Origin of the sequence: Kitasatospora herbaricolor, from assembly GCF_030813695.1 — a bacterium.
In the GTDB taxonomy this organism is placed as follows: Bacteria; Actinomycetota; Actinomycetes; order Streptomycetales; family Streptomycetaceae; genus Kitasatospora; species Kitasatospora herbaricolor.
The window spans coordinates 2,949,587-2,976,267 of record NZ_JAUSVA010000002.1; the positions used below are offsets into that span (position 1 = coordinate 2,949,587).

General features: G+C 74.8%; 18 protein-coding genes and 1 pseudogene. 13 read left to right on the plus strand and 6 right to left on the minus strand.

Annotation, left to right across the window (positions count from 1 at the left end; translation table 11 throughout):
• Positions 1-338: 338 nt before the first annotated feature.
• Together aceE and J2S46_RS13240 are read left to right on the plus strand one after the other, a co-directional pair.
• The gene (aceE, locus tag J2S46_RS13235) at positions 339-3,089 is read left to right on the plus strand and encodes a pyruvate dehydrogenase (acetyl-transferring), homodimeric type (RefSeq protein ID WP_191289149.1); all 2,751 of its coding nucleotides are present in this window, start codon (positions 339-341) and stop codon (positions 3,087-3,089) included.
• A 146-nt stretch (positions 3,090-3,235) separates the two neighbouring features.
• The gene (locus J2S46_RS13240; protein WP_191289150.1) at positions 3,236-4,552 is read left to right on the plus strand and encodes a cryptochrome/photolyase family protein; all 1,317 of its coding nucleotides are present in this window, start codon (positions 3,236-3,238) and stop codon (positions 4,550-4,552) included.
• Between the two features lie 37 nt (positions 4,553-4,589).
• On the opposite strand, the gene wsfD is transcribed toward J2S46_RS13240, so the two are convergent.
• Together wsfD and J2S46_RS13250 are read right to left on the minus strand one after the other, a co-directional pair.
• Positions 4,590-6,143 carry a glycan biosynthesis hexose transferase WsfD gene (gene wsfD, locus J2S46_RS13245; RefSeq protein ID WP_191289151.1) on the minus strand — a complete coding sequence of 518 codons (1,554 nt, stop codon included), beginning with the start codon at positions 6,141-6,143 and terminating at the stop codon, positions 4,590-4,592.
• Between the two features lie 225 nt (positions 6,144-6,368).
• Positions 6,369-7,976, minus strand: a complete 1,608-nt coding sequence (locus tag J2S46_RS13250; protein WP_191289152.1) for an MFS transporter — start codon at positions 7,974-7,976, stop codon at positions 6,369-6,371.
• A gap of 221 nt (positions 7,977-8,197) precedes the next feature.
• Between J2S46_RS13250 and J2S46_RS13255 the strand changes: the two genes are divergently transcribed.
• The 8 genes from J2S46_RS13255 to J2S46_RS13290 all read left to right on the plus strand — a co-directional run bounded on the left by J2S46_RS13255 (position 8,198) and on the right by J2S46_RS13290 (position 19,830).
• On the plus strand, positions 8,198-8,872 hold the full coding sequence (locus J2S46_RS13255) for a TetR/AcrR family transcriptional regulator (RefSeq protein WP_191289153.1): 675 nt from the start codon (positions 8,198-8,200) through the stop codon (positions 8,870-8,872).
• A gap of 146 nt (positions 8,873-9,018) precedes the next feature.
• Positions 9,019-10,320, plus strand: coding sequence for a sensor histidine kinase (locus tag J2S46_RS13260; RefSeq protein ID WP_191289154.1), 1,302 nt, complete (start codon positions 9,019-9,021; stop codon positions 10,318-10,320).
• On the plus strand, positions 10,317-10,988 hold the full coding sequence (locus J2S46_RS13265; protein WP_191289155.1) for a response regulator: 672 nt from the start codon (positions 10,317-10,319) through the stop codon (positions 10,986-10,988). The genes J2S46_RS13260 and J2S46_RS13265 overlap by 4 nt, the downstream gene beginning before the upstream one ends.
• Positions 10,989-11,118: 130 nt before the next feature.
• Complete coding sequence (locus tag J2S46_RS13270; protein ID WP_191289156.1) at positions 11,119-12,249, plus strand: alpha/beta hydrolase; 1,131 nt, start codon at positions 11,119-11,121, stop codon at positions 12,247-12,249.
• A gap of 138 nt (positions 12,250-12,387) precedes the next feature.
• The gene (locus J2S46_RS13275; RefSeq protein WP_191289157.1) at positions 12,388-13,614 is read left to right on the plus strand and encodes an acyltransferase family protein; all 1,227 of its coding nucleotides are present in this window, start codon (positions 12,388-12,390) and stop codon (positions 13,612-13,614) included.
• 223 nt (positions 13,615-13,837) lie between these two features.
• Complete coding sequence (locus J2S46_RS13280) at positions 13,838-15,730, plus strand: galactose oxidase early set domain-containing protein (protein ID WP_191289158.1); 1,893 nt, start codon at positions 13,838-13,840, stop codon at positions 15,728-15,730.
• 155 nt (positions 15,731-15,885) lie between these two features.
• Complete coding sequence (locus tag J2S46_RS13285; RefSeq protein ID WP_229912485.1) at positions 15,886-18,228, plus strand: Dyp-type peroxidase; 2,343 nt, start codon at positions 15,886-15,888, stop codon at positions 18,226-18,228.
• A 387-nt stretch (positions 18,229-18,615) separates the two neighbouring features.
• Entirely contained in the window at positions 18,616-19,830 is a 1,215-nt protein-coding gene (locus J2S46_RS13290; protein WP_191289159.1) for an alpha/beta hydrolase, read from the plus strand.
• Between the two features lie 33 nt (positions 19,831-19,863).
• Here J2S46_RS13290 and J2S46_RS13295 read toward each other — a convergent pair whose 3' ends face one another.
• Positions 19,864-20,871, minus strand: coding sequence for a helix-turn-helix transcriptional regulator (locus tag J2S46_RS13295; protein ID WP_191289160.1), 1,008 nt, complete (start codon positions 20,869-20,871; stop codon positions 19,864-19,866).
• A gap of 103 nt (positions 20,872-20,974) precedes the next feature.
• On the opposite strand from J2S46_RS13295, the gene J2S46_RS13300 reads away from it, so the two are divergent.
• A complete protein-coding gene (locus tag J2S46_RS13300) occupies positions 20,975-21,544 on the plus strand; it encodes a TIGR03086 family metal-binding protein (RefSeq protein ID WP_229912577.1) in 570 nt (189 codons plus the stop codon).
• A gap of 97 nt (positions 21,545-21,641) precedes the next feature.
• Here the strand turns inward: J2S46_RS13300 and J2S46_RS13305 are convergent, their stop codons facing one another.
• On the minus strand, positions 21,642-22,646 hold the full coding sequence (locus J2S46_RS13305) for an aldo/keto reductase (RefSeq protein ID WP_191289162.1): 1,005 nt from the start codon (positions 22,644-22,646) through the stop codon (positions 21,642-21,644).
• A gap of 218 nt (positions 22,647-22,864) precedes the next feature.
• Positions 22,865-23,371, minus strand: a pseudogene (locus tag J2S46_RS13310) (MerR family transcriptional regulator); the annotation flags it as partial.
• Positions 23,372-23,477: 106 nt separating this feature from the next.
• Here J2S46_RS13310 and J2S46_RS13315 point away from each other — a divergent pair.
• Positions 23,478-24,311 (plus strand): serine hydrolase domain-containing protein, encoded by an 834-nt coding sequence (locus J2S46_RS13315; RefSeq protein ID WP_191289164.1) that lies wholly within the window; start codon positions 23,478-23,480, stop codon positions 24,309-24,311.
• 44 nt (positions 24,312-24,355) lie between these two features.
• On the opposite strand, the gene J2S46_RS13320 is transcribed toward J2S46_RS13315, so the two are convergent.
• Positions 24,356-25,132, minus strand: coding sequence for a pirin family protein (locus J2S46_RS13320; protein ID WP_229912491.1), 777 nt, complete (start codon positions 25,130-25,132; stop codon positions 24,356-24,358).
• Positions 25,133-25,430: 298 nt separating this feature from the next.
• Between J2S46_RS13320 and J2S46_RS13325 the strand changes: the two genes are divergently transcribed.
• Complete coding sequence (locus J2S46_RS13325; protein ID WP_286158462.1) at positions 25,431-26,606, plus strand: PucR family transcriptional regulator; 1,176 nt, start codon at positions 25,431-25,433, stop codon at positions 26,604-26,606.
• The last annotated feature ends 75 nt before the right edge of the window (positions 26,607-26,681 follow it).

A 26,681-nucleotide genomic window follows, 5' to 3' on the forward strand; every position in this document is an offset into this window, starting at 1 on the left:
GCATTCGGAACCGGTGTACTCGCGGGCGTAGAGTCTCCTGTTGGCCCTCAGCCCGACCGCCCGCCCATCGGACGGAAGGGTGCCTGGAGGCCTGGAGAGCCCGTACCCCCGAATCGGGGATGCAGGCACAGCAGGCACAGCAGGTAAAGGTCGGACCACCTCTTCGTAACACCCGGGGGTGCGCGAGTCAGGCAACGGAGCCTGCCGCACACCTCATGACCGGCCCGCCCACCAGGCGGAACGGTTACCCATCGGTAGAGATGACGGCTCTCCGAGTTTCGGTACACGATGGAGGCGGCGCGACACACCTCAGTTTCGACCGACAGTGAAGGAACAGCGTGGCTTCCGGATCCGATCGCAACCCGATCATCATTGGCGGCCTTCCGAGTCAGGTCCCGGACTTCGATCCCGAGGAGACCGCGGAATGGCTGGAGTCGCTTGACGCGGCCATCGACGAGCGGGGGCGCGAGCGTGCCCGTTACTTGATGCTCCGCCTGATCGAGCGCGCCCGCGAGAAGCGTGTCGCCGTGCCCGAGATGCGCAGCACGGACTACGTCAACACCATCGCGACCAAGGACGAGCCCTTCTTCCCCGGCAACGAGGAGATCGAGCGCAAGGTCCTCAACGCGACCCGCTGGAACGCGGCCGTGATGGTCTCCCGGGCGCAGCGCCCGGGCATCGGTGTCGGTGGCCACATCGCCACCTTCGCCTCGTCCGCGTCGCTCTACGACGTGGGCTTCAACTACTTCTTCCGGGGCAAGGACGCGGACGGCGAGTCCGGCGACCAGATCTTCTTCCAGGGCCACGCCTCCCCCGGCATCTACGCCCGCGCCTTCCTCCTGGACCGGCTCACCGAGCAGCAGCTCGACGCCTTCCGCCAGGAGAAGTCCAAGGCGCCGTACGGTCTGTCCAGCTACCCGCACCCGCGGCTGATGCCGGACTTCTGGGAGTTCCCGACCGTCTCGATGGGCCTCGGCCCGCTCGGTGCGATCTACCAGGCGCGGATGAACCGCTACCTGGAGCACCGCGGCATCAAGGACACCTCCGACTCGCACGTGTACGCCTTCCTCGGCGACGGCGAGATGGACGAGCCGGAGTCGCTCGGCCAGCTGTCGCTGGCGGCGCGCGAGGGCCTGGACAACCTGACCTTCGTCGTCAACTGCAACCTGCAGCGCCTCGACGGCCCGGTCCGCGGCAACGGCAAGATCATCCAGGAGCTGGAGTCGCAGTTCCGCGGCGCCGGCTGGAACGTGATCAAGCTCATCTGGGACCGCAGCTGGGACCCGCTGCTCGCCCAGGACCGCGACGGCGTCCTGGTCAACAAGCTGAACACCACGGTGGACGGCCAGTTCCAGACCTACGCCACCGAGACCGGCGGCTACATCCGCGACCACTTCTTCGGCGGTGACCTGCGGCTGCGCAAGATGGTCGAGGACATGACCGACCAGCAGATCCAGCACCTGGGTCGCGGCGGCCACGACCACGCCAAGGTCTACGCGGCGTTCAAGGCGGCCCGCGAGCACACCGGCCAGCCGACGGTCATCCTCGCCCAGACCGTCAAGGGCTGGACGCTCGGTCCGAACTTCGAGGGCCGCAACGCGACCCACCAGATGAAGAAGCTCACCACCGAGGACCTCAAGCGATTCCGCGACCGGCTGCACCTGCCGATCACGGACAAGCAGCTCGACGAGGGCTACCCGCCCTACTACCACCCGGGCAAGGACTCCGAAGAGATCCAGTACATGCACGACCGCCGCAAGGAGCTGGGCGGCTACATGCCGACCCGCAAGGTGCGGCCGCGCAAGCTGGAGCTCCCGGGCGACGAGGCCTACAAGGCGGTCAAGAAGGGGTCCGGCAACCAGACCATCGCCACCACCATGGCGTTCGTCCGGGTGCTCAAGGACCTCATGCGGGACAAGGGCATCGGCAACCGGTTCGTGCCGATCGCGCCCGACGAGTACCGCACCTTCGGCATGGACTCGCTCTTCCCGTCGGCGAAGATCTACAACCCGCTCGGCCAGACCTACGAGTCGGTCGACCGTGATCTGCTGCTCGCCTACAAGGAGTCCCCGAAGGGCCAGATGCTGCACGACGGCATCTCCGAGGCGGGTTGCACCGCCTCGCTGATCGCCGCCGGTTCGTCGTACGCGACGCACGGCGAGCCGCTGATCCCGGTGTACGTCTTCTACTCGATGTTCGGGTTCCAGCGCACCGGCGACCAGTTCTGGCAGATGGCGGACCAGCTGGCCCGCGGCTTCGTGATCGGCGCCACCGCCGGCCGCACCACCCTGACCGGTGAGGGCCTGCAGCACGCCGACGGCCACTCGCAGCTGCTCGCCTCGACCAACCCGGGCGTCGTCGCGTACGACCCCGCGTACGGCTTCGAGATCGCGCACATCATGCAGGACGGCATCCGCCGGATGTACGGCTCCAGCGCCGAGCACCCGCACGGCGAGGACGTCTTCTACTACATCACGGTGTACAACGAGCCGATCAAGATGCCGGCCGAGCCGGAGAACGTCGACGTCGAGGGCATCCTCAAGGGTCTGCACCGGTACGCCCCGGCGACCGCCGGCCGGATCCCGGCCCAGATCCTCGCCTCGGGCGTGGCCGTGCCGTGGGCCCTGGAGGCCCAGCGCATCCTCGCCGAGGAGTGGAACGTCAAGGCCGACGTGTGGTCGGCGACCTCCTGGAACGAGCTGCGCCGCGACGCGGTGGAGACCGAGGAGTTCAACCTGCTGCACCCGGAGGAGCCGCAGCGCGTCCCGTACGTGACGCAGAAGCTCACCGGTGCCGAGGGCCCGTTCGTCGCCGTGTCCGACTGGATGCGCGCGGTGCCGGACCAGATCTCGCGCTGGGTGCCGGGCCAGTGGCAGTCGCTGGGTGCGGACGGCTTCGGCTTCGCCGACACCCGTGGTGCCGCGCGTCGCTTCTTCCACATCGACGCCCAGTCGGTGGTCCTGAGCGTGCTCACCGAGCTCGCCAAGCAGGGCAAGGTCGACCGCAGCGCGCTGAAGGAGGCGATCGACCGCTACCAGCTGCTCGACGTCGCCTCCGCCGACCCGGGCGCCGCCGGCGGCGACGCCTGATCCGGTAGGACCACCAGGTCGTACGAGGGCCGGACTCCCTTCGGGGGGTCCGGCCCTTCGGCATCCGCCCGCCGCACTGGTGTTCGCCGGGCGACCGCCGGGCGTGTCGGCCCGGGCGGCCGGCGCGGTGGCGATAGCCATGAGGCATGTCCGTCTCCATCGCGCTCTTCACCCAGGACCTGCGGCTGCACGACAACCCCGTGCTCCGGGCCGCCCTCGCCGACGCCGACGAGGTGGTGCCGCTGTTCGTCCTGGACGACGGCGTGGCCGCCACCGGCTTCGCCGTCCCCAACCGGTCCGCCTTCCTCGCCGGCTGCCTGGCCGACCTCGACGCCGGCCTGCGCTCCCGGGGCGGGCGGCTGGTGCTCCGGCGCGGCCCGGTGGTCGCCGAGACCGCCCGGCTGGCGGCCGCCACCGGCGCGGTGTCGGTGCACGTCGCCGCCGGGGTGAGCGGCTTCGCCCAGCACCGCGAGAGCGCCCTGCGCGAGGCCCTCGGCGACCGGCTGCGGGTGCACGACGCGGTGCTGACCGCCCTGGCCCCCGGCGCCGTCACCCCCGCCGGCAAGGACCACTACGCCGTCTTCACCCCGTACCTGCGGGCCTGGCGGGCCGCCCAGCGGCGGCACCCGGTGGCCGCGCCGCGCACCGTACGGGTGCCGGACGACGTTCCGGACGGCCCGCTGCCGCAGGCCCGGCCGGACTCCCCCGGGCTGCCCGAGGGCGGCGAGAGCGCCGGCCGCGCACGCTGGACGGCCTGGCAGGTCGGCGCGTACGACGAGGTGCACGACGACCTGGCCGGCGACGGGACGTCCCGGCTCTCCCCCTACCTGCACTTCGGCTGCCTCTCCGCCGCCGAACTGGTCGCGCTCGCGGAGCGGCGCGGCGGCCCGGGCGCCGAGGCCTTCGTGCGCCAGCTGGTCTGGCGCGACTTCCACCACCAGGTGCTCGCCGCCCGCCCGGCCGCCGCGCGCCGGGACTACCGGCCGCACGACGACCACTGGCACCGGGACGAGGCCGAACTGGCCGCCTGGAAGGCCGGCCGGACCGGCTACCCGATCGTCGACGCCGGGATGCGCCAGCTCGCCCACGAGGGCTGGATGCACAACCGTGCCCGGCTGCTCACCGCGAGCTTCCTCGCCAAGACCCTCTACCTGGACTGGCGGGCCGGCGCGGCCCACTTCCTCTCGCTGCTGGTCGACGGCGACGTGGCCAACAACCAGCTGAACTGGCAGTGGGTGGCCGGCACCGGCACCGACACCCGCCCCAACCGGGTGCTCAACCCGCTCACCCAGGCCAAGCGCTTCGACCCGGACGGGGCGTACGTCCGCCGCTGGGTCCCGGAGCTGGCGCACGTCCCCGGGGCGGCGGTCCACCGGCCCTGGCTGCTCGCCGAGCGGCCGGACTACCCGGCCCCGCTGATCGGGCTCGACACCGGCCGGTTCCAGCAGGGCCGCGGCCGGTAGCGCCGGGGCGGGCCCGCGGGACGCCCTGCGGCCCGGGCTACCGCTGCACCTGCTCCGGGGCCCGGCTCGGCTCCTGCCGGGGCGGCGGCAGCGCGCCGCCGCCGGCCGGCCCCGGGGCGGGCGCGCAGCAGAGGCCGGCCGCGGCCAGCACCAGGACCAGCCCGGCCGCGTAGATCGCGAAGACCTGGTGCTTGACGCCCTCGACCGCCTCGCCGTACGCGGCGGTGAGGAACTGGACGGCCGTGACGCCGGCCAGGCAGAGCACCGCCGCGGCGAACGCCCGCCGGGCCGGGTGGTGCCGCAGGGCGCGCAGCCGGCCCGCCGCGACCGCACCGAGCCCGAGGACGACCAGCAGCAGCGGGCCGCCGCCCAGCAGGCGCAGCAGCGTCCCGAAGACCGCCAGCCGGGACTCCTGGGCACCGGCCGGCTCGCCGGCCCCCACCGGGTAGGAGCCGAGGTAGCCGGGCCGGGCGGCGCCGAAGTCCTCGACCGCGCCGAGCGCGATGTCGACGGCGACGCCGGGGTGGCGCAGCAGGAACCCGGCGACGGTGGGGTAGGTCATCCGGCCGCGCACCTCGGGCCAGCGCGGGTCGTCCTGCGGCGGGTCCGCCGACCACCAGCTGCGCCCGGCGTACCGCCCGAAGTCGGCGGGCAGCCCCAGCTCGACGGCTGCGGCGGCCGGGTCGTCGACGGCGCCGAGCAGGCCGGCGAAGACCATCTCGGTCGGGTTGACCACCTTGAACTGCTCCGGCTGCCACTGGGCGGCGACCGCCCCCGTCGCCAGGATCACGGCGGCCGCGCAGCACGGCAGCACCCGCGCCGCCCGGGCCTTGGCCGCCCGCCACGGCGGGACCTGCGCGAACAGCGGCAGGGCGGCGAACGGCAGCGCCGTCGTCACCGCCTGGGTCTTCGAGGCGACGGCGAGCACCGCGCCCGCCGTGAGGACCAGCAGTCCGGCCCGCCGTGCTCGGGGGGAGCCGCCCAGATGGGTCGCTCCCGCGGCCGCCAGCAGGATGCCGAGCAGTCCGGCGCCCTCGCTGTAGGGCGAGGCGGCGTAGCCCGCGAAGATGCTGTCCCCGACCACCAGGAACAGCGCCAGGCACACCAGCGAGCGCGCCGCCGGGCCGCCGCGCAGCGCGGCCGCGAACACCCCGACGGCCAGGCCCGCCAGCAGGCAGAAGAGCACCGCGAGCGCCCGCAGGTCGACCTCGCCGGGCAGCCCGAGCCAGTGCCCGAGCGGCCGCGCCAGTCGCAGCAGCAGCGCCGCGCTGCTGGGGTAGCCGCCGTCCGGGTCACAGGCGCCCGGCTGCGCCCGGACGTAGCCGAAGTTGACGTACGCCCACCAGGGGGCGGAGCCGGGGTCGACCTGCGCGACGCTGTCCAGCGCGCACATCCGGCGCGGGCCGTCGCCGTTGTCGGCCAGGCCGATCGGACCGGGCAGGAAGATCCGGGCGGCCATCAGCGCGGCCGCGGCGGATCCGGCGGCGGCGGCGAACACCCCCGGCCGGCCGAGGAGGCGGGCCGCGCCGCCCGGGGCGCGCGGGGCCGGGGCGGGAGACGGGGGCGCGACGACGGCTTGCTGGCTGGTCATGCCGACAGCCCACCGCGCACCCGGGCGGCGGGCAAGGCGCCACACCCTCGGCGGCCGGGTGATTCCGCCGGTCGGTGCGGGCCGGTCGGTCGGCCGGTCGCCGGTCGGTCCGTGCCCGGCCGGACCGGCCGACGGCGAGGCCCCTGCCGCCGGGAGGGCGTCAGGGGCCGGGTACCGGGGCCGGTGACCGAGGCCCACGGGGTCGGCGGGACGGCCGGGCCGGGATCAGATGTGCACGGCCGGGCCGGTGTCGGTGCTGCCGCGCCGGGCCAGCAGGCCGAGCAGGGCCGCCACGAAGGCCACCACCGCGGCGACCGCGAAGGCCAGCGACATGCCGCTGACGAAGGAGTCGTGGACGGCCGTCGCCATCGCGTCCACCACCTGCTGCGGGGTGCCCGGCGCGGGGGGCGGCGCGATGCCCAGCTGGGCGGCCTGCTCCAGGCCCTGCGCCTGGGCGCCCTCGACCGGCGGCAGCCCGGCCGCGGCCCAGTTGCCCGGCAGCACGTCGGTGACCTTGGCGGCCATCAGCGCACCCAGCACGGCGGTGCCGAGGCTGCCGCCGACCTGCATCGCGGCCTGCTGGAGGCCGCCCGCCACGCCGGACAGCTCCAGCGGCGCGTTGCCGACGATGACCTCGGTGGCCCCGACCAGGACGGGGCTGATGCCGAGGCCCATCAGCACGAACCAGAGCGACATCACGCCGCTGCCGGAGCCGGCGTCCAGGGTGGACATGCCGTACATCGCGACGGAGGTGAGCACCATGCCGACCACGATCGGGATCCGCGGGCCGACCCGGCCGATCGCGGCGCCGGCGGCGGGGGCGCCGACGATCATCATGCCGGTCATCGGGAGCAGGTGGACGCCGGCGTCGACCGGCGACATCCCGTGCACGTTCTGCAGGTAGAAGGTCACGAAGAAGATCGCGCCGAAGAACGAGAAGGCCATCAGGATCATCAGCAGGGTGCCCGCCGAGAGCGGCACCGAGCGGAACAGGCTGAGCGGGATCAGCGGCTCGCGGGCGACCCGCTGCCAGAGCGCGAAGGCCACCAGCGAGAGCACCGCGCCGCCGAGGAAGAGCAGCGTGCTGGTGTCGCCCCAGCCCCAGCTGGGGGCCTTGATGATGCCCCAGACCAGCATGAACATCGCGGCCGACAGCAGCAGGATGCCGGGGATGTCGAAGGACTTCGCGGCGTTCTCGGCCCGGACGTCCTTCAGGACCCAGATGCCGAGCGCCAGGGCGGCCAGGCCGACCGGGATGTTGATGAAGAACACCGACTGCCAGGAGACGTGCTCGACCAGCAGGCCGCCGACGATCGGGCCCGCGGCGGTGGAGGCGCCGATCACGCCGGCCCAGATGCCGATCGCCATGTTGAGCTTCTCGACCGGGAAGGCCCCGCGCAGCAGGCCGAGCGCGGCGGGCTGCAGCAACGCGCCGAACAGGCCCTGCAGGACGCGGAAGGCGATCACCGTCTGGATGTTGCCCGCGAAGCCGATCGCGGCCGAGGTGGCGGCGAAGCCCACCGCGCCGACCAGGAAGGTCGACTTGTGGCCGAAGCGGTCGCCGATCTTGCCGGCGGTGATCAGGAAGACCGCGAGGGCCAGCAGGTAGCCGCTGGTCACCCACTGGATGTCGGCCGGCGAGGCCTTGAGGTCGGTCTGGATCACCGGGTTGGCGATCGCCACGATGGTGCCGTCCAGGGCGACCATCATGACGCCTACGGCGACGGTGAGCAGGGTCAGCCAGGGGTGGCCCTGCAGGCGCCTCCCCGCCGGGGCGGCCTGGCCCGGCGGCGAGGCGTCCGCCTTCGCGTTCTTGACGACGGACTGGCTCATCTGACGGCCCTCCGGGGGGCGTTGACGACACGGGACGTTGGCGTGGCGCCGCGGGCCCGCCCGTCCCCACGAGTACTACGGCCCGGCGGACGCCACTCCGGGGAGATTATGTCAGCTACTGACATTCGGCAAACCCTGCCTTCTGCCTATGGCTGACATTTGTCAGAGCGCTATCGTTGGCGCTGACCCCCCTGCCCACCCGCAGTCGGAAGGCCCCCGCCATGGCCGCGCAGCTCACGACCCCCGCGACCGACCCGGCCGGCCGGGTCGTCGGCCTGCGCGAACGGAAGAAGCAACGCACCAGGGACGCCCTGGTCGAGGCCGCCCACCGGCTCTTCCTGGACCAGGGGTTCGGGCACACCACGGTCGACGAGATCGCCGCCGCCGTGGACGTCTCGCAGCGCACCTTCTTCCGCTACTTCGCCAACAAGGACGAGGTCGCCCTTGCCGTGATGGCCGACGCCGAGGACTACTTCATCGAGTGCCTGCGCGGCCGCCCTGCCGGCGAGAGCCCGCTCCAGGCCCTGCGCGCCTCGATCGTCCAGTGCTGGCGCGATCTGGCCAGCAGCCGGCACGACGGGCCGAACGGGGTCACCGCCGCGCTGGAACTGATGCAGATGATCGAGGACACCCCGACCCTGCTCGCCGCCCACCTGCGCCGGATCACCGAGCAGGAGCAGGTGGTGGCCGGCCTGCTCGCCGCCCGCGAGGGCCTGGACCCGGCCGTCGACCTGCGCCCCAAGGTGATGGCGGCGGTCTTCGGCGGGGTCCTGCGCTCGGCGCACCTCGCCTGGTCCGCCCAGCCCGAGGACAGCGGGCCGGAGGGCATGATCGCGCTGATCGAGCGCCACTTCGACCAGCTCGGACCGGCCCTGGCCGGCGACTGGCGGTCCTGACCGGCTGCCCGGCAGCCGACAGGACAGCCGACCGGACACCCGCCCGGGCGGCCGGCGGCCGGCCGGGTGTCATACCCCGGTAGCACCCGCAGGACAGGCCCCCGGTGGGACGCCCGGCGATCGCCGCGCTCCTAGGCTTGGGCGGCATGGACTCCCCGCCCACCGGACGTACCGGCCCCTCCACCCTGGCCGCGCTGGCGACCGCCCTGGCCCGGCCGTCCCGGGACCACACCCCGCTGTTCGCCCACGCCTCCCCGCGCTGGCTGCGCTACCTGCCGCACGTCCTCGCCCTCGGTGCGGTGACGGCGCTGCTGCCCAGCTCGATCAACGTGCTGGCAGACGACTACGGCATGAACGCCGGCCTCGCCGCCGGGCTGGCGGTGGCCCAGAGCGTCCCCCTGCTGCTCGCCGTCAGCCGCCCGCTGCCGGCCTGGTGGATCATCGGCTCGGCACATCTGCTGACCGCCCTGCTGCTGCTCGCCGCCGGGGAGCCGACCGGCTCCGTCTGGCCCTGGCCGGCCACCTCGATCGTCGGCTACTGCCTGCTGATGATCCCGCTCTCCCTGCGGGAGCCCCGCCGGACCCTCTTCGCGGTCTGGCTGGTCACCGCCGCCGCCACCCTGGCGACGGCCCTGCTCGCCCCCGACGGGCAGTTCGGCGGTGACAACAGCCTGCTGGGGATCACCCTGCCGGGCGCCGTGCTGGTGCTCGGCGGCGCGCTTCGCGAGCGCGCCGAGGCCCGCCGGCTGCTGGTCGAGCAGGAGCACATCAGCGAGGCCGAACGCGGGCGCCGCACCCTGCTCGAGGAGCGCGCCAGGATCGCCCGCGAGCTGCACGACGTGGTCGCCCACCACATGTCGGTGATCGCCGTGCAGGCCGCCAGCGCGCCCTACCGGCTCACCGGCGTACCGGCCGACGCCGCCGAGGAGTTCGCCGCCATCGCCGGCACCGCACGCGCCTCGCTGACCGAGATGCGCCGCCTGCTGGGCGTGCTGCGCAGCGAGGACTCCGGCACCGAGACGGCCCCGCAGCCCGGCGTCGGCGACCTCGCCCGGCTGGTCGAGACGGTGGGCCGGGCCGGGGTGAGCGCCGACCTGACCGTCAGCGCGGAGGCCGCCGGGCCGCTGCCGCCGGCGGTGGACCTCTCGGCGTACCGGATCGTCCAGGAGGCGCTGGCCAACGTGGTGCGGCACGCGCCGGGCGCCGAGGCCTGGGTCTCTCTGGCGGTCGAGGACGGCCGGCTGCTGGTCGCGGTGGCCAACGCGGCCCCGCCGGCCGGGGCCGAGCCACTGGAGCACGCCGCGGAGGGCACCGGCCACGGCCTGGTCGGGATGCGTGAACGCGTCCGGCTGCTGGATGGCAGGCTGGACACCGGCCCGCTGCCCGACGGCGGCTTCAGGGTCGCCGCCGCACTGCCGATCGACAGCCTCCAGGAGAACGCCGAGTGACCATCCGAGTGATCATCGCCGACGACCAGGCCATGGTGCGGGCCGGCTTCGCCGCCCTGCTGAACGCGCAGCAGGACATCGACGTGGTCGGCGACGCGGCGGACGGCGCGCAGGCCCTGGAGGTCAGCGGCCGCACCCACCCCGACGTCGTCCTGATGGACGTCCGGATGCCCGTCATGGACGGCCTGGAGGCCACCCGGCAGCTGCTCGGCCGCACCGACGGCGGGCACCGCCCCCGGGTGCTGATGCTGACCACCTTCGACGTGGACGACTACGTGTACGAGGCGCTGCGCGCCGGGGCCAGCGGCTTCCTGCTCAAGGACGCCCCGCCGGCCGACCTGATCGCCGCCGTCCGGGTGGTCGCGGCCGGCGAGGCCCTGCTCGCCCCCTCCGTCACCCGCCGGCTGATCGAGGACTTCGCCCGCACCCGGCCGGCCCCGCGCCGCGACCCGAAGCTGCGGCTCAACGGCCTGACACCGCGTGAGACCGAGGTGCTGGAACTGATCGCCCGGGGCCTGTCCAACCAGGAGATCGCGGCCGGGCTGGTACTCGCCGAGCAGACCGTGAAGACCCACATCGGCCGCATCCTCGCCAAGCTCGACCTGCGAGACCGCGCCCAGGCGGTGGTGCTGGCCTACGAGTCCGGACTGGTGACGCCGGGTCAGTGAAGCCCCTCCTGACACCCGCCTGATACCCGGGTGCTACCCGGTGGTTGGCCCCGCGGTGTGACGCCCGCGGGGCCTTCGCCTTCCTACCTTCTCCCTCGTCGCACCGGACGCACGAGGGAGAAACAGAACGATGCTGCTGCGCTTCAGGCGGACGCTGGCCGCCGCCGCGATCACCGCCGTCACCCTGCTCGGCGCGGGCGGCTGGGCCGCCGCCGACTCGCAGACGCCGGTCACCGGGCCGCCGCCGGGCAGCGCCGCCTGGGTCGCCGACACCACACTCGGCGTCCGGCTGCCCGACCCGGCCGGCGCGACGCCCGCCGAGGTCGCGGACTTCTTCGCCGGCCTGCCGCCGGCGCAGCGGGACGCCCTCGCCGTCCGCCACCCCCAGGTGGTGGGCAACCTGGACGGCGCACCCGTCCCGCTGCGCTACCGGGCCAACGCGCTGGCCCTCGGCGAGGAGCTCGGCAAGGAGCGGGCCAGGGCCGGCGACCCTGCGCTGACCGGCCAGGACCACGAGGCGGCCCGGGCCCGCGCCGAGCGCTGCCGGAGCCTGCTGACCGACGGGCGGCAGATCCTCGCCTTCGACCCGCGCGGCCGGGGCACGGTCGCCGAGGCCTACGGGGACCTGACAGCCGCCCGGCACACCGCGGTCGTGGTGCCCGGCTCCGACATCGACCTGATGAGCTTCGACCGCGCCGGGGACCCGTACGGCACGCCCGCCGGCATGGCCCGCGCCCTGTACGACGCCACCGGCCGGGCCGCCGCCGTGGTCGCCTGGGCGGGCTACACCACCCCCGTCGGGGTCGGCCTGGACGCCGCCGCCGAGGACCTCGCCGAGGCCGGCGCCCGGCGGCTCGGGCGGTTCCTCACCGGCCTGGCCCGGACCACCTCGCCGGACGCCCCCGCCACCGTCCTCTGCCACAGCTACGGCTCGGTGGTCTGCGGGCTGACCGCCCCCGGCCCGGCGCAGGCCTCCGGCGTGGTGGTGCTGGGCTCCCCGGGCATGGGCGTGCCGGACGCCGCCGCCCTCGACCGCCGGGTGCCGCTGTGGGCCACCGACCGCAACGGCTCGGACTGGATCGGCGACGTCCCCAACGTCTCGCTGCTGGGCCTCGGGCACGGCGCCGACCCGACCGGCGCCGGCTTCGGCGCCCGGCACCTGCCCTCGACCGGATCGCACGGCCACACCGGCTACTTCGCGCCCGGCACCGCCTCACTGGCCCGCTTCGCCGACCTCACCCTCGGCCGCCCGGCCGGCTGAACCGGCGCCGGACCGCCCGGACCGAACCGCCCCTGGCCGAACCGCCCTGCCCCGGACCCACCGGGCCCACCGGGCCCACCGCACCGAGCCACCCCGAGCCGTACCGAGCACCCCGAGCCGCCCCGAAGGAGCCGCACCATGGCCGCACCCCTGACCGCCCTGCGCCGAGCCGCCGCCAAGGTCGACGCGCAGACCCCCGCCACCCGCGACCGCGCCCTCGACGGGCTCCGCGCGCTCGCCCTGCTCGCCGTACCGGTCGGGCACTGGATGCTAGGCGGCCTCACCCTCTCCCCCGACGGCGCGCTGCACAACGCCAGCCCGCTCAGCTCGCTGGGCTTCTTCGCACCGGTCAGCTGGCTGCTGCAGATGCTCGGCGTGTTCTTCCTGGTCGGCGGCCACTCCTCGGTCCGCTCGCTGGAGCGCGCCCGGGAGCGCGGCGCGAGCACCCCGGCCTGGCTGCGCGGCCGGGCGGTGCGGCTGCTGCGGCCGGTGCTCGGCGTCGCCGCCGTCTGGGCGCTGCTGATCCCCGTGCTGCACCGGCTCGGCGTGCCCGACGGCACCGTCCGGACCGGCTCGGTGCTGGTCGTCCAGCCGCTCTGGTACATCGCGGTGTACCTCGGGCTGACGGCGCTCACCCCGTGGTGCGTGGCGCTGGGCCGGCGGTTCGGCGGCCGATCGGCGGCCGCGATGCTGGCCGTGGTCGCCCTGGTGGACGCCCTGCGGTACGGGCCGTGGGCCGACGCGGTGCCCTCCTGGCTCGCCCTGGTCAACATCCTCCCGGGCTGGATGTTCGCCTACCAGCTGGGCGTGCTCTGGGCGCAGGGCCGGCTGGGCCGCCGGGCCGCGCGGCTCCTGCTGCTGGGCGGCGGCGCGCTGTTCGCCGCCCTGCTGCTGTTCTTCCACTACCCGGCCAGCATGGTGGGCGTGCCGGGTGCGGCGCGCACCAACTCGCACCCGCCGTCGCTGCTGGTGCTCGCGCTGGCGGCGGTGCAGTGCGGGGCGGCCGTCCTGCTGCGGGAGCGGATCGGGCGGCTGCTGCGCCGGCCGCTGCTCTGGCTGCCGGTGGTGCTGGTCAACCTGTCGGCGATGACGGTCTTCTGCTGGCACCAGAGCGCGATGCTGGCGGTGGCGGTGCCGGGCGCGGCGGCCTTCGGCGCGGTGCCGGGGCTGACCACCGCCCCGGACTCGCCGGCCTGGGTGGCGGGCCGGCTGGTGCTGCTGCCGCTGTTCGCCGCGGGGCTGGTCGGGATCGGCCGGTTCGCCCGCCGCTTCGACGGTCCGTGGACCTCGTTCTCCCGCACCTGGAAGGCGGTGGCGGGGGCCGGGGCGGCCGTCTTCGCGGGCTACGCGCTCGGCGTGGTGTGACGGTACGGCGGCCGGCCGGCCGTCACTCTGCGGAATCGGTCAGGTGAGCCCGAACGGCTCATCCTGGCGCACCCGCCGGTCGAGTCGCATGCGAACCACCACGGGGCGTGATGATGTGGCCGCGTCGGCCCCGGCCCCGCGCGGCCCCGCCCACGGACTCCCGCGCGTACTCCCCCGCCGGCCCCGCACCCCTGCCCCCACGCCCCTGCCCCCGAGGAGCCCCATGTCCCGCAGGAAACTCTCCGCCGCCCTCTCGGCGTGCGCCGTCGTCTCCGCCCTGACCGGCGCGAGCCTGTTGACCACCGCCGCCCCGGCCCTGGCCCGCGCCGCCCAGGTGCACGGCCACGACGGCCACTCGGCGGGCGAGGAGGCCGCCCCGCACATCACCTCGCCCCGGGTGATGGCCGAGATGCGCCCCGACGAGGTCGCGTCGCTGGGCCAGGAGCACGCCGAGGCGCACGCCGGCGCCAGGGCGGCGATCCGCGGCGTCGGTGACTACCCGCAGACGACCAGGACCAACCGGCTGAACGCGCTGACGGACTCCCAGGCGACGATCAACGCGGGCTTCGACCCGACCACCTCCGGCGCCTTCAAGCAGTACTTCTCCTCGCCGGAGTTCGCCGCCCACATCGCCATGCTGCCGACCGGCAAGGTGCTGCTCTTCTCCTTCGAGCGGATCGAGACCAACCCGGAGAAGGAGCCGGCGCCGACCCAGACCACCGGTAAGGAGAACGCCGGCCGCGCCTTCCTCTGGGACCCGGCCAAGGGCACCGGCCCCGGCGCGTTCACCAAGGTCACCCCGCCCGTGATCGACATGCCGGACGGGCTCGGCGAGCCCCGCCCGGCGCCGTTCTTCTGCGCCGGGCACTCGTTCCTGCCGAACGGCATGCTCGGGGTCTTCGGCGGCAACCTCGGCGGCAACGGCGGCAGCGGCGCCAAGCTGTCGCTGATCTTCGACCCGTGGACGGAGACCTGGACCCGCAACCCGGACATGTCGGTCGGCCGCTGGTACCCGTCGGTGGTCACCGGCCCCGACGGCCGGCAGCTGATCATGTCCGGCCAGTCCGAGCTGGGCTGGGGCACCCCGACCCCGGTGGTCGAGCGGTTCCCGGCGAAGGACTTCCCGGTGCCGCAGACCAAGTCGGACCTGCCGCGCAACACCCCGGTGGACACGTTCAGGGCGAGCGCCCCGTTCACCCTGGACTACCCGCACCTGTTCTCGATGCGCGACGGCAACGTCTACGGCTTCGGCCGGCACCCCGGCGAGCAGTGGCTGTTCGACCCGAACAACGAGACCCGCTCCGACCTGCCGGCCAGGCCGGACGGCAAGAAGCGCAACTACGGCTCGGCCGTGCCGCTGCCCGGCGGCCCCGAGGGCCCGGACGCCACCCTGCTGCTCGGCGGCGACCGGGACAACCCGAACACCCTCAAATTCTCCAACGGCGCCTGGACGGCGGAGAAGTCCCGGGCCTTCGGCCGCACCCAGGACGACACCCTGCTGCTGCCGGACGGCACCCTGATGACGGTCAACGGCGCCTACGACATCCGCGACTACGGCAACGGCCCGTACAACCCCAACGCGGACCTGAAGTACCGCCAGACCGAGCTGCGCGACGCGCAGGGCAACTGGCGGCTGGGGCCCGTCCAGCGCCTGCCGCGCGGCTACCACTCCAACGCGGTGGTGCTCCCGGACGGCCGGGTGATGGTGACCGGGGACGAGCTGCAGCAGCTCGCCAACGACCCGGACATCACGGACGACATGAACGGCAGCATCGAGATCTACGAGCCCGCCTACCTGGCCAAGGGCAACCGTCCGGTGCTCGACAAGGCGCCGCAGAGCATGATCGGCTACGGCGGCAGGTTCCTGGCGACCACCTCGACGCCGACGCTGGCCGCCCGCGCCGTGCTGCTCTCGCCGACCACCGCGACCCACTCGGTGAACACCAGCCAGCGCCACGTCGAGCTGCGGATCACCAGCCGGGCCGGCACCAAGCTGGAGCTCCAGGCGCCGCCGTCGGCGGCCGCGGCGCCGCCCGGGTACTACATGCTCTTCCTCCTCGACGACAAGGGCGTCCCGAGCACCGCGCAGTGGGTCCAGCTGGGCACTCCGTCCTGACGGCCGGTCATCGGACGGCCCCACCCGGCCCCGCACCCCGGACGGGGGCGCGCGCGACGGATCCCGCGCGGCCCCGTCCGGGTGACTTTTTGGTTCGTCCACGATGAACCCGACTACCGTACGTGTTCCTGTGAGACCGCCCCAGGAGGGCACGCATGACCGATCTGAGACTGCGCGAGAGCGACGAGATCCAGGGCGACATCCTCGCCGGATTCAAGAAAGACCACGTCACCCTGCTGTTCCTGAAGTTCGAGGACGCCCCCAAGGCCCGGGCCTGGCTCAAGGCCCTCACCCCCAGGATCGCCACCACCCGTCAGGTGGCCGCCTTCAACGCGGCCTTCAGCGCCGCCCGCCGGGCCTCCGGCGGCGACGACCCCGGCTCGCTGAAGGCCGTCTGGACGGGCGTCAGCTTCACCTACGCCGGCCTGGCCGAGCTGTCCGGCCGGGAGCCCTACGAGAACGCGCCCGTCGGCGGCACCCTGGAGGCGTTCAAGGACGGCTCCGCCAAGCGGGCCGGCGCGCTCGGCGACACCGGCGACAACTCCCCCGACAACTGGCTGTTCGGCAACGGCCGGACCCAGCCGGTGCACGCGGTGCTGACCGTCGCCGCCGACACCGCGCAGGACCTCCAGGCCGCGGTCACCGAGCAGCGGGACGCCGCCGCCCAGGCCCGGATCGTGATCGTCTTCCAGCAGAACGCGGCGACCCTGCTCGGCACCCGCCGGGGCAAGGAGCACTTCGGCTTCAAGGACGGCGTCAGCGAGCCGGGCGTCCGCGGCTTCGACCGGCCCTCCGCGACGAACCCGGACGAGGTGGATGGCCACCCCGGCACCCGGATCGTCCCGGCCGGCGAGTTCGTCGTCGGCGAGGAGCCCGCCCCCGGCAGCAGCACCGGCCTGCCCGACTGGGCGCGGAACGGCTCCTTCCAGGTGGTCCGCCGGCTCGCCCAGGACGTTCCCGGTTGGTGGGCCCAGGTCGGCGTCCAGCTGAGGATCCTCAAGCAGGCCAAGGCCGTCCCGCCGGAGGCCACCACCGAGTGGCTGGCGGCCCGGCTGGTCGGCCGCTGGCGCTCGGGCGCGCCGGTCTGCAAGCACCCCGGCGCCGACGTGCCCTTCGACCCGGCCGCGTCCGACGACAACGACTTCGGGTTCCGGGACGACCCGGACGGCCTGGTCACGCCGCTCTTCTCGCACCTGCGCAAGACCAGCCCGCGCGACGGCCTGCGCGAGCGACCCGGCGAGCCGCCGCTGGAGGCCGGACTCCTCGACGGGCGGCGCATCATGCGCCGCGGCGCGCCCTACGGACAGCCCTTCGACCCGGCCTCCGAAGGCCCCGGCGGACCGGACGACCCGCGCGGCCTGCTCTTCGTCTGCTACCAGGCCGACATCACCACCCAGTTCGAGTTCATCCAGACCGCCTGGATCGACGAGACGAACTTCCCGCCCGGGCGCGCGCCCCACGAGCCCGGCGGCGACCCGATGATCGGACTGGACTGCCCGGTCAGCTACGAGAGCCGGGCCGCGGACGGCAGCCGTCAGGTCACCCCGCTCGGCTTCAAGCAGTTCGTCCGCACCGAGGGTTCGGTCTACGCCTTCGCGCCGTCCCTCAGCCTGCTGCGCGGGCTCGCCGACGGCACCCTCGCCCCGCTGGCACCGGCGGCGCAGCAGCCCGGCGGCGGCGCCCCGCAGCAGGGCACCGGCGCCCAGCAGCCCGGAACCGCCCTGCCCGGCGGCGGGTCGACGCCCCCGCGGCCCCCCGCCCAGGTGGTGGACGAGTTCCTCGCGGTGCCGGACGCGCAGGTCCCGGGCGGGGTCAGCGAGTTCTGGGTCTTCCGGCAGGGCCGGTACCGCAAGATCTCGGTCGCCGGCGGCACCCACGACGACGCCCTGCTGAAGTCCGACGGCGCCCTCACCGGCTGGGCGGCACTGCAGGGCGTGGCCCGGGTGGACGCCGTGCTGCCGATCCCCGGCAAGCAGCGGGTCGGGGGGCGGAGCCGGTACTGGTTCTTCCACACCGTCGAGGGCAAGCAGGTCTACCGGGGCGTGTCGATCGCCGACGGCGTCGCGCACACCGACACCCTGGACCACGCCGACCGCGGCCTCGGCCGGTGGGGTTCGCTGGCGGGCGTCGCGCAGGTCGACGCCTTCCTCCCGGTGCCGGACCTGCAGGGCGTCGGCGGGAAGAGCTGGTACTGGGTGTTCCACAGTGCCGGCGGACGGCAGGTCTACCGGCTGATCTCGGTCTTCGACAGCGGCCTGCACATGGACGCCCTGGAGCGCTCCGACCGCGAGCTGACCGCCTGGGTCTCGCTCGAAGGCGTCACCCGGGTCGACAGCTTCCTCGCCGTGCCGGACCGTCAGCGCACGGGCGGCAAGAGCGAGTTCTGGGTCTTCCATCAGAACAGGTACCGCCGGATCTCGGTCGCCGACGGCAGCGGGCACCCGGACCGCCTCGAACAGGCGGACCGCGACGCCGGCAGCTGGACCTCGCTGGCCTGACCCCGGACGGGCCGGTCCGGCCGGGGCCTCGGGCACCCCGGACGGGCCGGTCACCCACCGGCACACCGGCCCACCGAAATCCGCGAGCAGGACGTTGACCTGCACCGGCGCACCCCGCGCACGCGCCGGTCGGGCGTCGCGACCCACGGGCGCCCGTCCGGCGACGCGCGCGGGCGGATCATCGGACCGCCGAGGTGGCACCCCGGCGAAACTCCCGGTTCAGCCCGGCGATACGGGGCCGACGGATCGACATGTGACCCATCCCACAGTTTAGGGCTCGCCCATCGCTCCTCCCGACCACCTACGCTTGCCGGAGCAGTAGGCAGTCGTACCACCTCCGGGCCCCGCCCGCAGTGACGGTCACGGGTCCCCGAGGGAGTTGACGCCATGCGCCGAAGGCGTTGGAAGCGTGTACTGATCGGCGCCTTCGCGGGCTGCGCGGTCCTCGTGGACGCCGGAGCGGCCGCGGCCCAGGCCGCCGCCTCCACCGAACAGGTCGCCATCGCGTCGCCCCCGGCCGGCAGCGCCGCCTGGGTGCAGGACCACTCCCTCGGGCGCGCCCTCCCTGACCCGGCCACCACCTCGGCCGGCACCGTCGCCACCTTCTTCGCCTCGCTGAAGCCCGCCGAGCTGGACCGGCTGCTCACCGAGTACCCGCTGGTGGTCGGCAACTTCGACGGCGCCCCGCTCGACGTCCGCTACCGCGCCAACCGGCTGGCCGTCGCCGCCGAGCGCGAACGCGCCCGGGCCCGGGCCGCCGACCACTCGTTGGACTCCGCCGAGCGCGCGCTGGCCGTCTCGCGCGCCAACGACTGCGACCACCTGCTGCAGGCCGGCCGGCAGATCCTGGCCTTCGACCCGCGCGGCCGTGGCCTGGTCAGCGAGGTGTTCGGCGACCTCGCCCGCGCCCAGCGCGTGTCCGTGCTGGTCCCCGGCTCCGACGCCGACCTCGGCCACCACGACCAGGCCTCCGAGCCGCTGCGCTCCCCCGCCGGGATGGCCCGCGCGCTGCTCGCCGAGGAGCAGCGCCAGGCCCCCGACACGGTGAGCGCGGTGATCGCCTGGACGGGCTACGTCACCCCCTCCGGCCTCGGCCCGGACGCGGTCACCTCGCGGCTCGCCGACGTCGCGGCGCCCCGCCTGGAGCGGCTGCTCGGCGGCCTCAAGGAGACCACCGCCCCGACCGCCCCGCCGGCCCTGTTCTGCCACTCCTACGGCTCGGTGGTCTGCGGGATCGCCGCCCCGGACATCCCGCCAGCCACCGGCGCGGACGGCGAGCCGGCCGGGATCACCGACGTGGTCGTGTTCGGCAGCCCGGGCATGGGCGTGGAGAGCGCGGCCGAGCTGGGCGGCGGCGTCCAGGTCTGGGCCACCCGCAATCCCACCGACTGGATCGGCAACGTGCCGTACCTGGAGTTCGGCGGGCTCGGCCACGGCGCCGACCCGACCGGCGGCGGCTTCGGCGCCGAGGAGATCTCCTCGGCCGGGGCGGCCGGCCACAACGGGTACCTGGCGACCGGCACCCACAGCCTGCAGAACTTCGCCTCGATCGCGCTCGGGCGCTACCGGGCGGTCAGCCACACCCTGCCGGCGCAGAGCTGAGCGGCGGGGCCTCCTCCCCCTGAGCGGCGCCGGTCACCGCCCGGCGTCCGGGCCGTCCGCCTCCGGGCCGGGCACGGCCGCGTCCCGCGCGTAGAGCCGCACCGCCTCGGCGGCCGCCGCCGCCAGCTCCCGGCGGGCCTCGGGCGGGGAGTGCACCTCGACGTCCGCGCCGAAGGCCAGCAGGGCACGGACGGCCCGCACCGCCCGGAACCCCATCACCAGCTCGGCCCACTCCCCCGCCGGGGCGGGCGGCGGCGCCACCAGCAGGGCGCCGTGGATCCGGACGAACATGTCCAGCCGCTCCCGGCGGACCCTCAGCCGGACCGTCACCTCGACCGGCAGCCGCTCCACCCGCTCCCGCAGCCCCGCCCAGACCTCGCCCAGGCTCGCCCCCGGCCGGCGGCGCACCGGCTCCTCCAGGGTCTCCGCCGCCGACGCCCGGTCCGCCCGGAACAGCCGCGGCTCGCCGGCCAGATCGGCCACCAGGTACCAGACACCGGCCTTGCTCACCAGGCCGTACGGGTCGACGGTGTACTCGGCCGGCCCGGCGGCGCCGCTGTGCCGGTAGGCGAGCCGCAGCCGGCGGTCGGCGAACACGGCCCGCTGGAGTTCGCCCAGGTCGACGGCGGTGTCCGGGCCGGTCCGCATCCAGCGCGCGGGGTCGACCAGGACGCGTTCGCTGGTCCGCTCGGCGGCCGGGCGGTGCGGGGCGGGCAGCGCGGCCATCACCTTGCGCAGGGCGGAGCCGAGCGCGCCGTCCAGCCCGAGCGCGCGGTGCGCGCCCTCGGCCGCCAGCACGAACAGCGCCCGGGCCTCGTCGCCGGTCAGTCCGGTGACGTCGGTGCGGTAGCCGGGCAGCAGGGCGACGCCGCCGTGCCGCCCGCGCTCGGTGTAGACCGGCACACCGGCCGCGGAGAGCGCCTCGACGTCCCGGTAGACGGTCCGGACGGAAACCTCCAGCCGCTCGGCCAGTTCGGCGGCGGTCACCCGCCCGCGGGTCTGGAGCAGCAGCAGGATCGACAGCAGCCGGTCGGCTTTCATGGCGTCGAGAATGCCAGGAAAACCTGACGGCGGATGTCAGGTTTTCCCGCGAGGGTGGGTCCCGAAGCAGAGACCCGCTCATCGCTTGGAGAACACCGTGGACATGACCCAGGACCCCCGCCCGCTGTACCTGCTCGCGCTCGGCCAGCTGGAGAAGCTGCTCGCCGAGGTGACGCCCGAGGCGCTCGGCAACGCCACCCCGTGCACCGAGTACGACCTGCGGGAGCTGCTGAGCCACACCGTCGGCGGCGTGCACCGGATCGCCTACATCGGGGAGGGCGGCCGGGCCCAGGACGTGGCGGCCGCCTGCGGCGAGATCGAGGACGACGAGTGGCCCGCCGTGTTCGAGCGGGCCGTCGCCCGGGTGACGGCGGCCTGGGCCGAGGACGCCAAGCTGGACCGGCCGAGCGTGGCGCCCTGGGGCGAGGTGCCGGGCCGGGGCGCGCTGGGCGGCTACGTGATGGAGGCGGTCACGCACTCCTGGGACATCGCCCGGGCGCTGGACAGCACCCTCCCGCTGGACGACGGGCTGGCCCTGGCCGCGCTGGCCGTCGCGGAGGCCGTGCTGCCCGCCGACATCCGCGGCTTCGTGCCGTTCGGCGAGGTCCGGCCCGTCCCGGCGGACGCGGCCCCCTACGCCCGGCTGGCCGGCTGGCTCGGCCGGGAGGCCTGAGCGCGGACGCCGGAGGGGTCCGGAGCGGTCCGGGAGCGGCCGGCCGGCCCAGCGGGCCGGGTGGAGCGCGGGGGGCGTTCCACCCGGCCCGGACGGGCTACTCGCGCCCGGCCGAGGTGAACGACATGTCGGCGTACCGGCTGCCGGCGACCCGGGCGGCAATCGGCTCCAGCTCGGCGAGCTCCTCGGCGGTCAGCCGCAGGCCGGCCGCGGCGGTGTTCTCCGCCAGCCTGCTCCGGCGGCGGGTGCCCGGGATCGGCACCACCGGCAGGCCGTGCACCTCGGCGCGCTGGTGCACCCAGGCCAGGGCGACCTGCGCGGCGCCGACCTCGCGGGCGGCGGCGATCTTCAGCACCGGCTCCACCAGCAGGGCGTTGCCCTCGGCGTTCGGGCCGCTGAACTGCGGGTGCCGGCGCCGGTAGTCCCCCTGCGAGAGCTCCTCGGCGGCGGTGAACGCGCCGGTCAGGAAGCCCCGGCCGAGCGGCGAGTAGGGCACGAAGGCGACCCCGAGCTCGGCGGCGGCGGGCACCGCCGTGCGCTCGACGTCCCGGGAGAAGATCGACCACTCGGACTGCAGGGCGGCGATCGGGTGCACGGCGTGGGCCTCCCGCAGCTCGGCGCCGGTGACCTCGGACAGGCCCAGGTGGCGCACCTTGCCGGCCTGCACCAGCTCGGCCATCGCACCGACCGACTCGGCGAACGGGACGGCCGGGTCACGGCGGTGCATGTAGTAGAGGTCGATGACGTCCACGCCGAGCCGGCGCAGCGAGGCGTCGACGGCGGAGCGGATGTAGGCCGGGTCGTTGCGCACGCCCCGCCAGGCCGGGTCGTCCTCGCGCCGCTCGATGGCGAACTTGGTGGCCAGCACCACGCGGTCGCGGTTGGCCCGGACGAACGGGCCGATCAGCTCCTCGTTGTGCCCGCCGCCGTAGGCGTCGGCGGTGTCGAACAGGGTGACGCCGAGGTCGAGCGCGGCGTCCAGGGTGGCGAGTGCCTCCGGGGTGTCGGTCGGGCCGTAGAACTCGCTCATGCCCATGCAGCCGAGGCCTTGGACGCCGACGACGGGGCCGGTGCTGCCGAGCTTGGTGGTGGGGATGGTCATGCGCTCTGTTTCCTCTGCTTGCTCGGGGCCCGGGTACGGGGGGCCCGTGCCGTGACGGGGGGCTGCTCTGTGACGGGGGCCTGCTCGGTGACGAGGTGCCGCTCCGGGACGGGGTGCTGCTCCGTCGCCGTGTGCCGGATCCGTGCCGCCGGCCGCCGCGCTCTCGCCGGGTCGGGCCCGGTCGGGGGCTCGCGCAGTGCCGTCGGGTCCTGGGTGCCGGAGTAGAGGTCGATCTTGTGGTCGAGCACGGCGAGCGTCGCGTGCAGGTCGGCGAGCCGCTGCCGCACCTCCTCCCGGTGGGTGACCAGCAGGTCGCGCCGCTCGGCGAAGGTGTGCTCGCCGAGACGGGCGAGCTCCACGTAGCGGAGCATGTCGGCGACCGACATGCCGGTGAGCCGGAGCCGGCTCAGGAAGCCCAGCCGGGCGAGGTCGCCGTCGCTGTAGCGGCGCTGGCCGGAGTAGGTGCGGTCGACCGGGTCCAGCAGGCCGATCCGCTCGTACCAGCGCAGGGTGTGGGCGGTGAGGCCGGTGGCGGCCGCGACCTCGCTGATGGTGTGCCGCGGGCTCCGGTCCGGGGTGCTGTCCGGTGCGGCGTACGCCTCGGCGCAGCTGCGCCGCCCGGTGTCGGCCGGGTCGGGGGACGGGCCGGCGGCCCGGGCCGGCGGGCACACCGCGACGGCGTGCCGGGCGGCCGGTGCGTCGGTGGCCGGAGTGAGTGTGGTCATGGGCTGGACCCCCTGGTGTGCGGTGACTACGACGCTAGTGAGTTGGAGCGCACTCAAAGCAAGCCTCGCACGCGGCCGTCCGGGGGAACTGGCTAGAGTCGGGCCCATGCAGAGCTTGCGGATGATCGAGGACTGGCCGGTTACCAACGCGGCGACGGCCGTGGTGCGCGGCGCGGACGGCGCGCTGCTGGGTGAGAACGGGCCGCAGGAGCACCCCTTCCCGCTGGCGTCGGTGACCAAGCTGCTCAGCGCGTACGCGGCGCTGGTCGCGGTCGAGGAGGGCGTCTTCGAGCTGGACGACCCGGCCGGCCCGGACGGGTCCACGGTGCGTCACCTGCTGGCCCACACCTCCGGCCTGGCCTTCGACGAGCACCGGACCATGGCGGCGCCGGGCACCCGGCGGCTCTACTCCAACGCCGGCTTCGACGTGCTCGCCGAGACCCTGGCGAAGGCGTCCGGCATCCCGTTCGCGCAGTACGTGGCGGAGGCGGTGTTCCAGCCGCTCGGCATGGCCGCCTCGTACCTGGACACCGGGCACCGCTCGCCGGCCGGCGCCGGCGGCGTCTCCACGGTGGCCGACCTGGTCCGGTTCGCCGCCGAGCTGCAGGCGCCCCGCCTGCTGGACCGCTCCACCGTCGAGACCGCCACCCGGTCGGTCGCCTTTCCCGGGCTGAGCGGCGTGCTGCCCGGCTTCGGGCACCGCAAGCCCAACGACTGGGGCCTGGGCTTCGAGATCCGCGGCGGGAAGGCCCCGCACTGGACGGGCACCACCAGCTCGCCGGCCACCTTCGGTCACTTCGGGCAGTCCGGGACCTTCCTGTGGGTCGACCCGACCGCGGGCGTCGCCTGCGTCGCCCTCACCGACCGCGACTTCGGCCCGTGGGCGGCCGAGGCGTGGCCGGCCTTCACCGACGCCGTGCTGGAGGAACTGGACGGCTGAGCCCGCCGGGGCCCGGCGGCCGCCGGGGCGGGCCGGGCCCCGGGTCAGCCGTACGAGACGGGCGAGTGCATCTCCCAGAGCAGCAGCTCGGCGCCGTGCTCGCCGGCCGTCGGGTCGGCGAACGCGTCGCCGCTGATCCGGGCGCTGTCGCCGGGCTCCATCGAGCGGCCGCCGCCCTGCGGACCCCGGACGGTGCGGAAGCCCAGCGAGCCCGCCGTCAGGTGCGCGTAGCGGTACTCGGCGGCGGGCAGCTCGGGCAACGGCAGCCAGGGGCCGGCCGTGACCAGCCAGAGCGCGGCGTCCGAGCGGCGCAGCCGCAGGGCCGGCGAGTCCGCGTCACGGGCCAGGCCGGAGGCGAGCAGCGTCAACCCCTCGGCGGCCCGTTCCACCCGGCGGAGCCCGTACGCGGGGGGCGCGTCGAAGACGTCCGGCTGGAGCCACATCTGGACGAAGCGGACGGGCACCTCGGCGCCGCCCACGTTGCGCTCGGTGTGGGTGACGCCGGAACCCGCGCCCAGGTGCTGCACCATGCCCGGGCGCACCACGCCGCTGTGGCCGTCGCTGTCGCGGTGGGCGAGCGCGCCCTCCAGGACGACGGTGACGATCTCGGTGTCCCGGTGGCGGTGCTCGTCGAAGCCGGCGCCGGGTGCGAGCCGTTCCTCGTTGCAGGCCAGCAGGGCGCCGAAGTGGGTGTTCCTCGGGTCGTAGTGCCCGGAGAAGGAGAACGCGTGCCTGGTCTCGATGCCGGGAGCCGGGGTCGAGAGGTACCGCTCGGCGGTGCGGCGCAGGTCGGTCCGGGGGCGGAGGGCGGCGTCGGTCACGGGCCCCACGGTAGCCGGTGTGACCGCTGCCACCGGGCCGGATCGGAGGGGCTGTGCACGAGCGGTCACCCGGGTGAGGCAGTCTTGTCCTGTGCCAGCCGCCTCCGCGAACGCCAAGAACGACCAGTCCGACACGCCCGACGACGCCACCGGCGCGGCGGAGCCCGCCGCGCCGGGCGCTGCCAGGGCCGGAGCAACCAGAGCAGCGGCCCGGTCCGGCGCGGCCGCGAAGGGCGGCAAGGCCGCCGCGCCGCGCGCCGGACGGGCCGCGCCCCGGCTGACCGCGCAGGAGCGCAAACTGGCGGCCGACCGCGCCGAGCGGCGGGTCGCGACCCTGAAACGGCTGGAGAAGTCCTCGGGCAAGCTGGCCTCGGCCGCGATCGCCCGGATGGACGACCAGCTCGGCTGGTACCGGCGGATGCCGCCGGAGCACCGGTCCTGGATCGGCCTGGTCGCGCAGGCGGGCATCGCCGCCTTCACCGAGTGGTACCGGCACCCGGACGCGCCGCAGGCCATCTCCACCGACGTCTTCGGCACCGCGCCGCGCGAGCTGACCAGGGCCATCACGCTGCGCCAGACCGTCGAGCTGATCCGCACCACCATCGAGGTGATGGAGGAGGCCATCGAGGAGGTGGCCGCCCCCGGCGACGAGGCCGACATGCGCGAGTCGGTGCTGGTGTACGCCCGCGAGATCGCCTTCGCCACCGCGCAGGTCTACGCCCAGGCGGCGGAGGCGCGCGGCGCGTGGGACGCCCGGCTGGAGGCGCTGGTCGTCAACTCGCTGCTCTCCGGTGACGCGGACGAGGGCGTGCTCTCCCGGGCGGCCGCGCTCGGCTGGGGCCAGCCGAGCCAGGTCCGGGTGGTGATGGGCAGCGCGCCCGACGGGGACAGCGAGCTGGTGGTGGAGGCGATCCGACGGGCCGCCAGGTACGCCAAGCTGCACGTCCTGACAGGTGTGCTGGGCAAGCGCCTGGTGGTGGTGGTCGGCGGCGACAAGGAGCCCGTGCACGCGGCCCGGGCGCTGATCGGCCAGTTCGCCCCCGGCCCGGTGGTGGTCGGCCCGACCGTCGGCGACCTGCTGTCGGCGACCAGGTCGGCGCACGCGGCCGCGGCCGGCCTGCGGGCCTGCGCGGCCTGGCCGGACGCCCCGCGCCCCGTCCTGGCGGACGACCTGCTGCCGGAACGCGCGCTCGCCGGGGACAAGGCCGCCCGCCGCCAGCTGGTGGAGGAGATCTACACACCGCTCGACGAGGCGGGCTCGGCCCTCCTGGAGACGCTGAGTGTGTACCTGGAGCAGGCCTCCTCGCTGGAGGGCGCCGCCCGGATGCTCTTCGTCCACCCCAACACGGTGCGCTACCGGCTCCGACGTGTGACTGACGTCACGGGCTATGCTCCCTCCGACGTACGGTCGGCCTTCACGCTGCGCATCGCACTCGCACTGGGCCGGCTCGGCACGGTCGGGGAGCAGAACTGACAGCGCTGTAGGGACTCCACAATCCCGCGTGCTTTTCTTCGTTACCGTCGCCTACCCGCCCCCGGGCTCCTGGCA

Excerpts from the sequence above, each read along its gene's own strand:
- J2S46_RS13240 (WP_191289150.1), top strand. The coding sequence starts at position 3,236 with ATGTCCGTCTCCATCGCGCTCTTCACCCAGGACCTGCGGCTGCACGAC.
- wsfD (WP_191289151.1), bottom strand. The coding sequence starts at position 6,143 with ATGACCAGCCAGCAAGCCGTCGTCGCGCCCCCGTCTCCCGCCCCGGCC.
- J2S46_RS13250 (WP_191289152.1), bottom strand. The coding sequence starts at position 7,976 with ATGAGCCAGTCCGTCGTCAAGAACGCGAAGGCGGACGCCTCGCCGCCG.
- J2S46_RS13255 (WP_191289153.1), top strand. The coding sequence starts at position 8,198 with ATGGCCGCGCAGCTCACGACCCCCGCGACCGACCCGGCCGGCCGGGTC.
- J2S46_RS13260 (WP_191289154.1), top strand. The coding sequence starts at position 9,019 with ATGGACTCCCCGCCCACCGGACGTACCGGCCCCTCCACCCTGGCCGCG.
- J2S46_RS13270 (WP_191289156.1), top strand. The coding sequence starts at position 11,119 with ATGCTGCTGCGCTTCAGGCGGACGCTGGCCGCCGCCGCGATCACCGCC.
- J2S46_RS13275 (WP_191289157.1), top strand. The coding sequence starts at position 12,388 with ATGGCCGCACCCCTGACCGCCCTGCGCCGAGCCGCCGCCAAGGTCGAC.
- J2S46_RS13280 (WP_191289158.1), top strand. The coding sequence starts at position 13,838 with ATGTCCCGCAGGAAACTCTCCGCCGCCCTCTCGGCGTGCGCCGTCGTC.
- J2S46_RS13285 (WP_229912485.1), top strand. The coding sequence starts at position 15,886 with ATGACCGATCTGAGACTGCGCGAGAGCGACGAGATCCAGGGCGACATC.
- J2S46_RS13290 (WP_191289159.1), top strand. The coding sequence starts at position 18,616 with ATGCGCCGAAGGCGTTGGAAGCGTGTACTGATCGGCGCCTTCGCGGGC.
- J2S46_RS13295 (WP_191289160.1), bottom strand. The coding sequence starts at position 20,871 with ATGAAAGCCGACCGGCTGCTGTCGATCCTGCTGCTGCTCCAGACCCGC.
- J2S46_RS13300 (WP_229912577.1), top strand. The coding sequence starts at position 20,975 with ATGACCCAGGACCCCCGCCCGCTGTACCTGCTCGCGCTCGGCCAGCTG.
- J2S46_RS13305 (WP_191289162.1), bottom strand. The coding sequence starts at position 22,646 with ATGACCATCCCCACCACCAAGCTCGGCAGCACCGGCCCCGTCGTCGGC.
- J2S46_RS13315 (WP_191289164.1), top strand. The coding sequence starts at position 23,478 with ATGCAGAGCTTGCGGATGATCGAGGACTGGCCGGTTACCAACGCGGCG.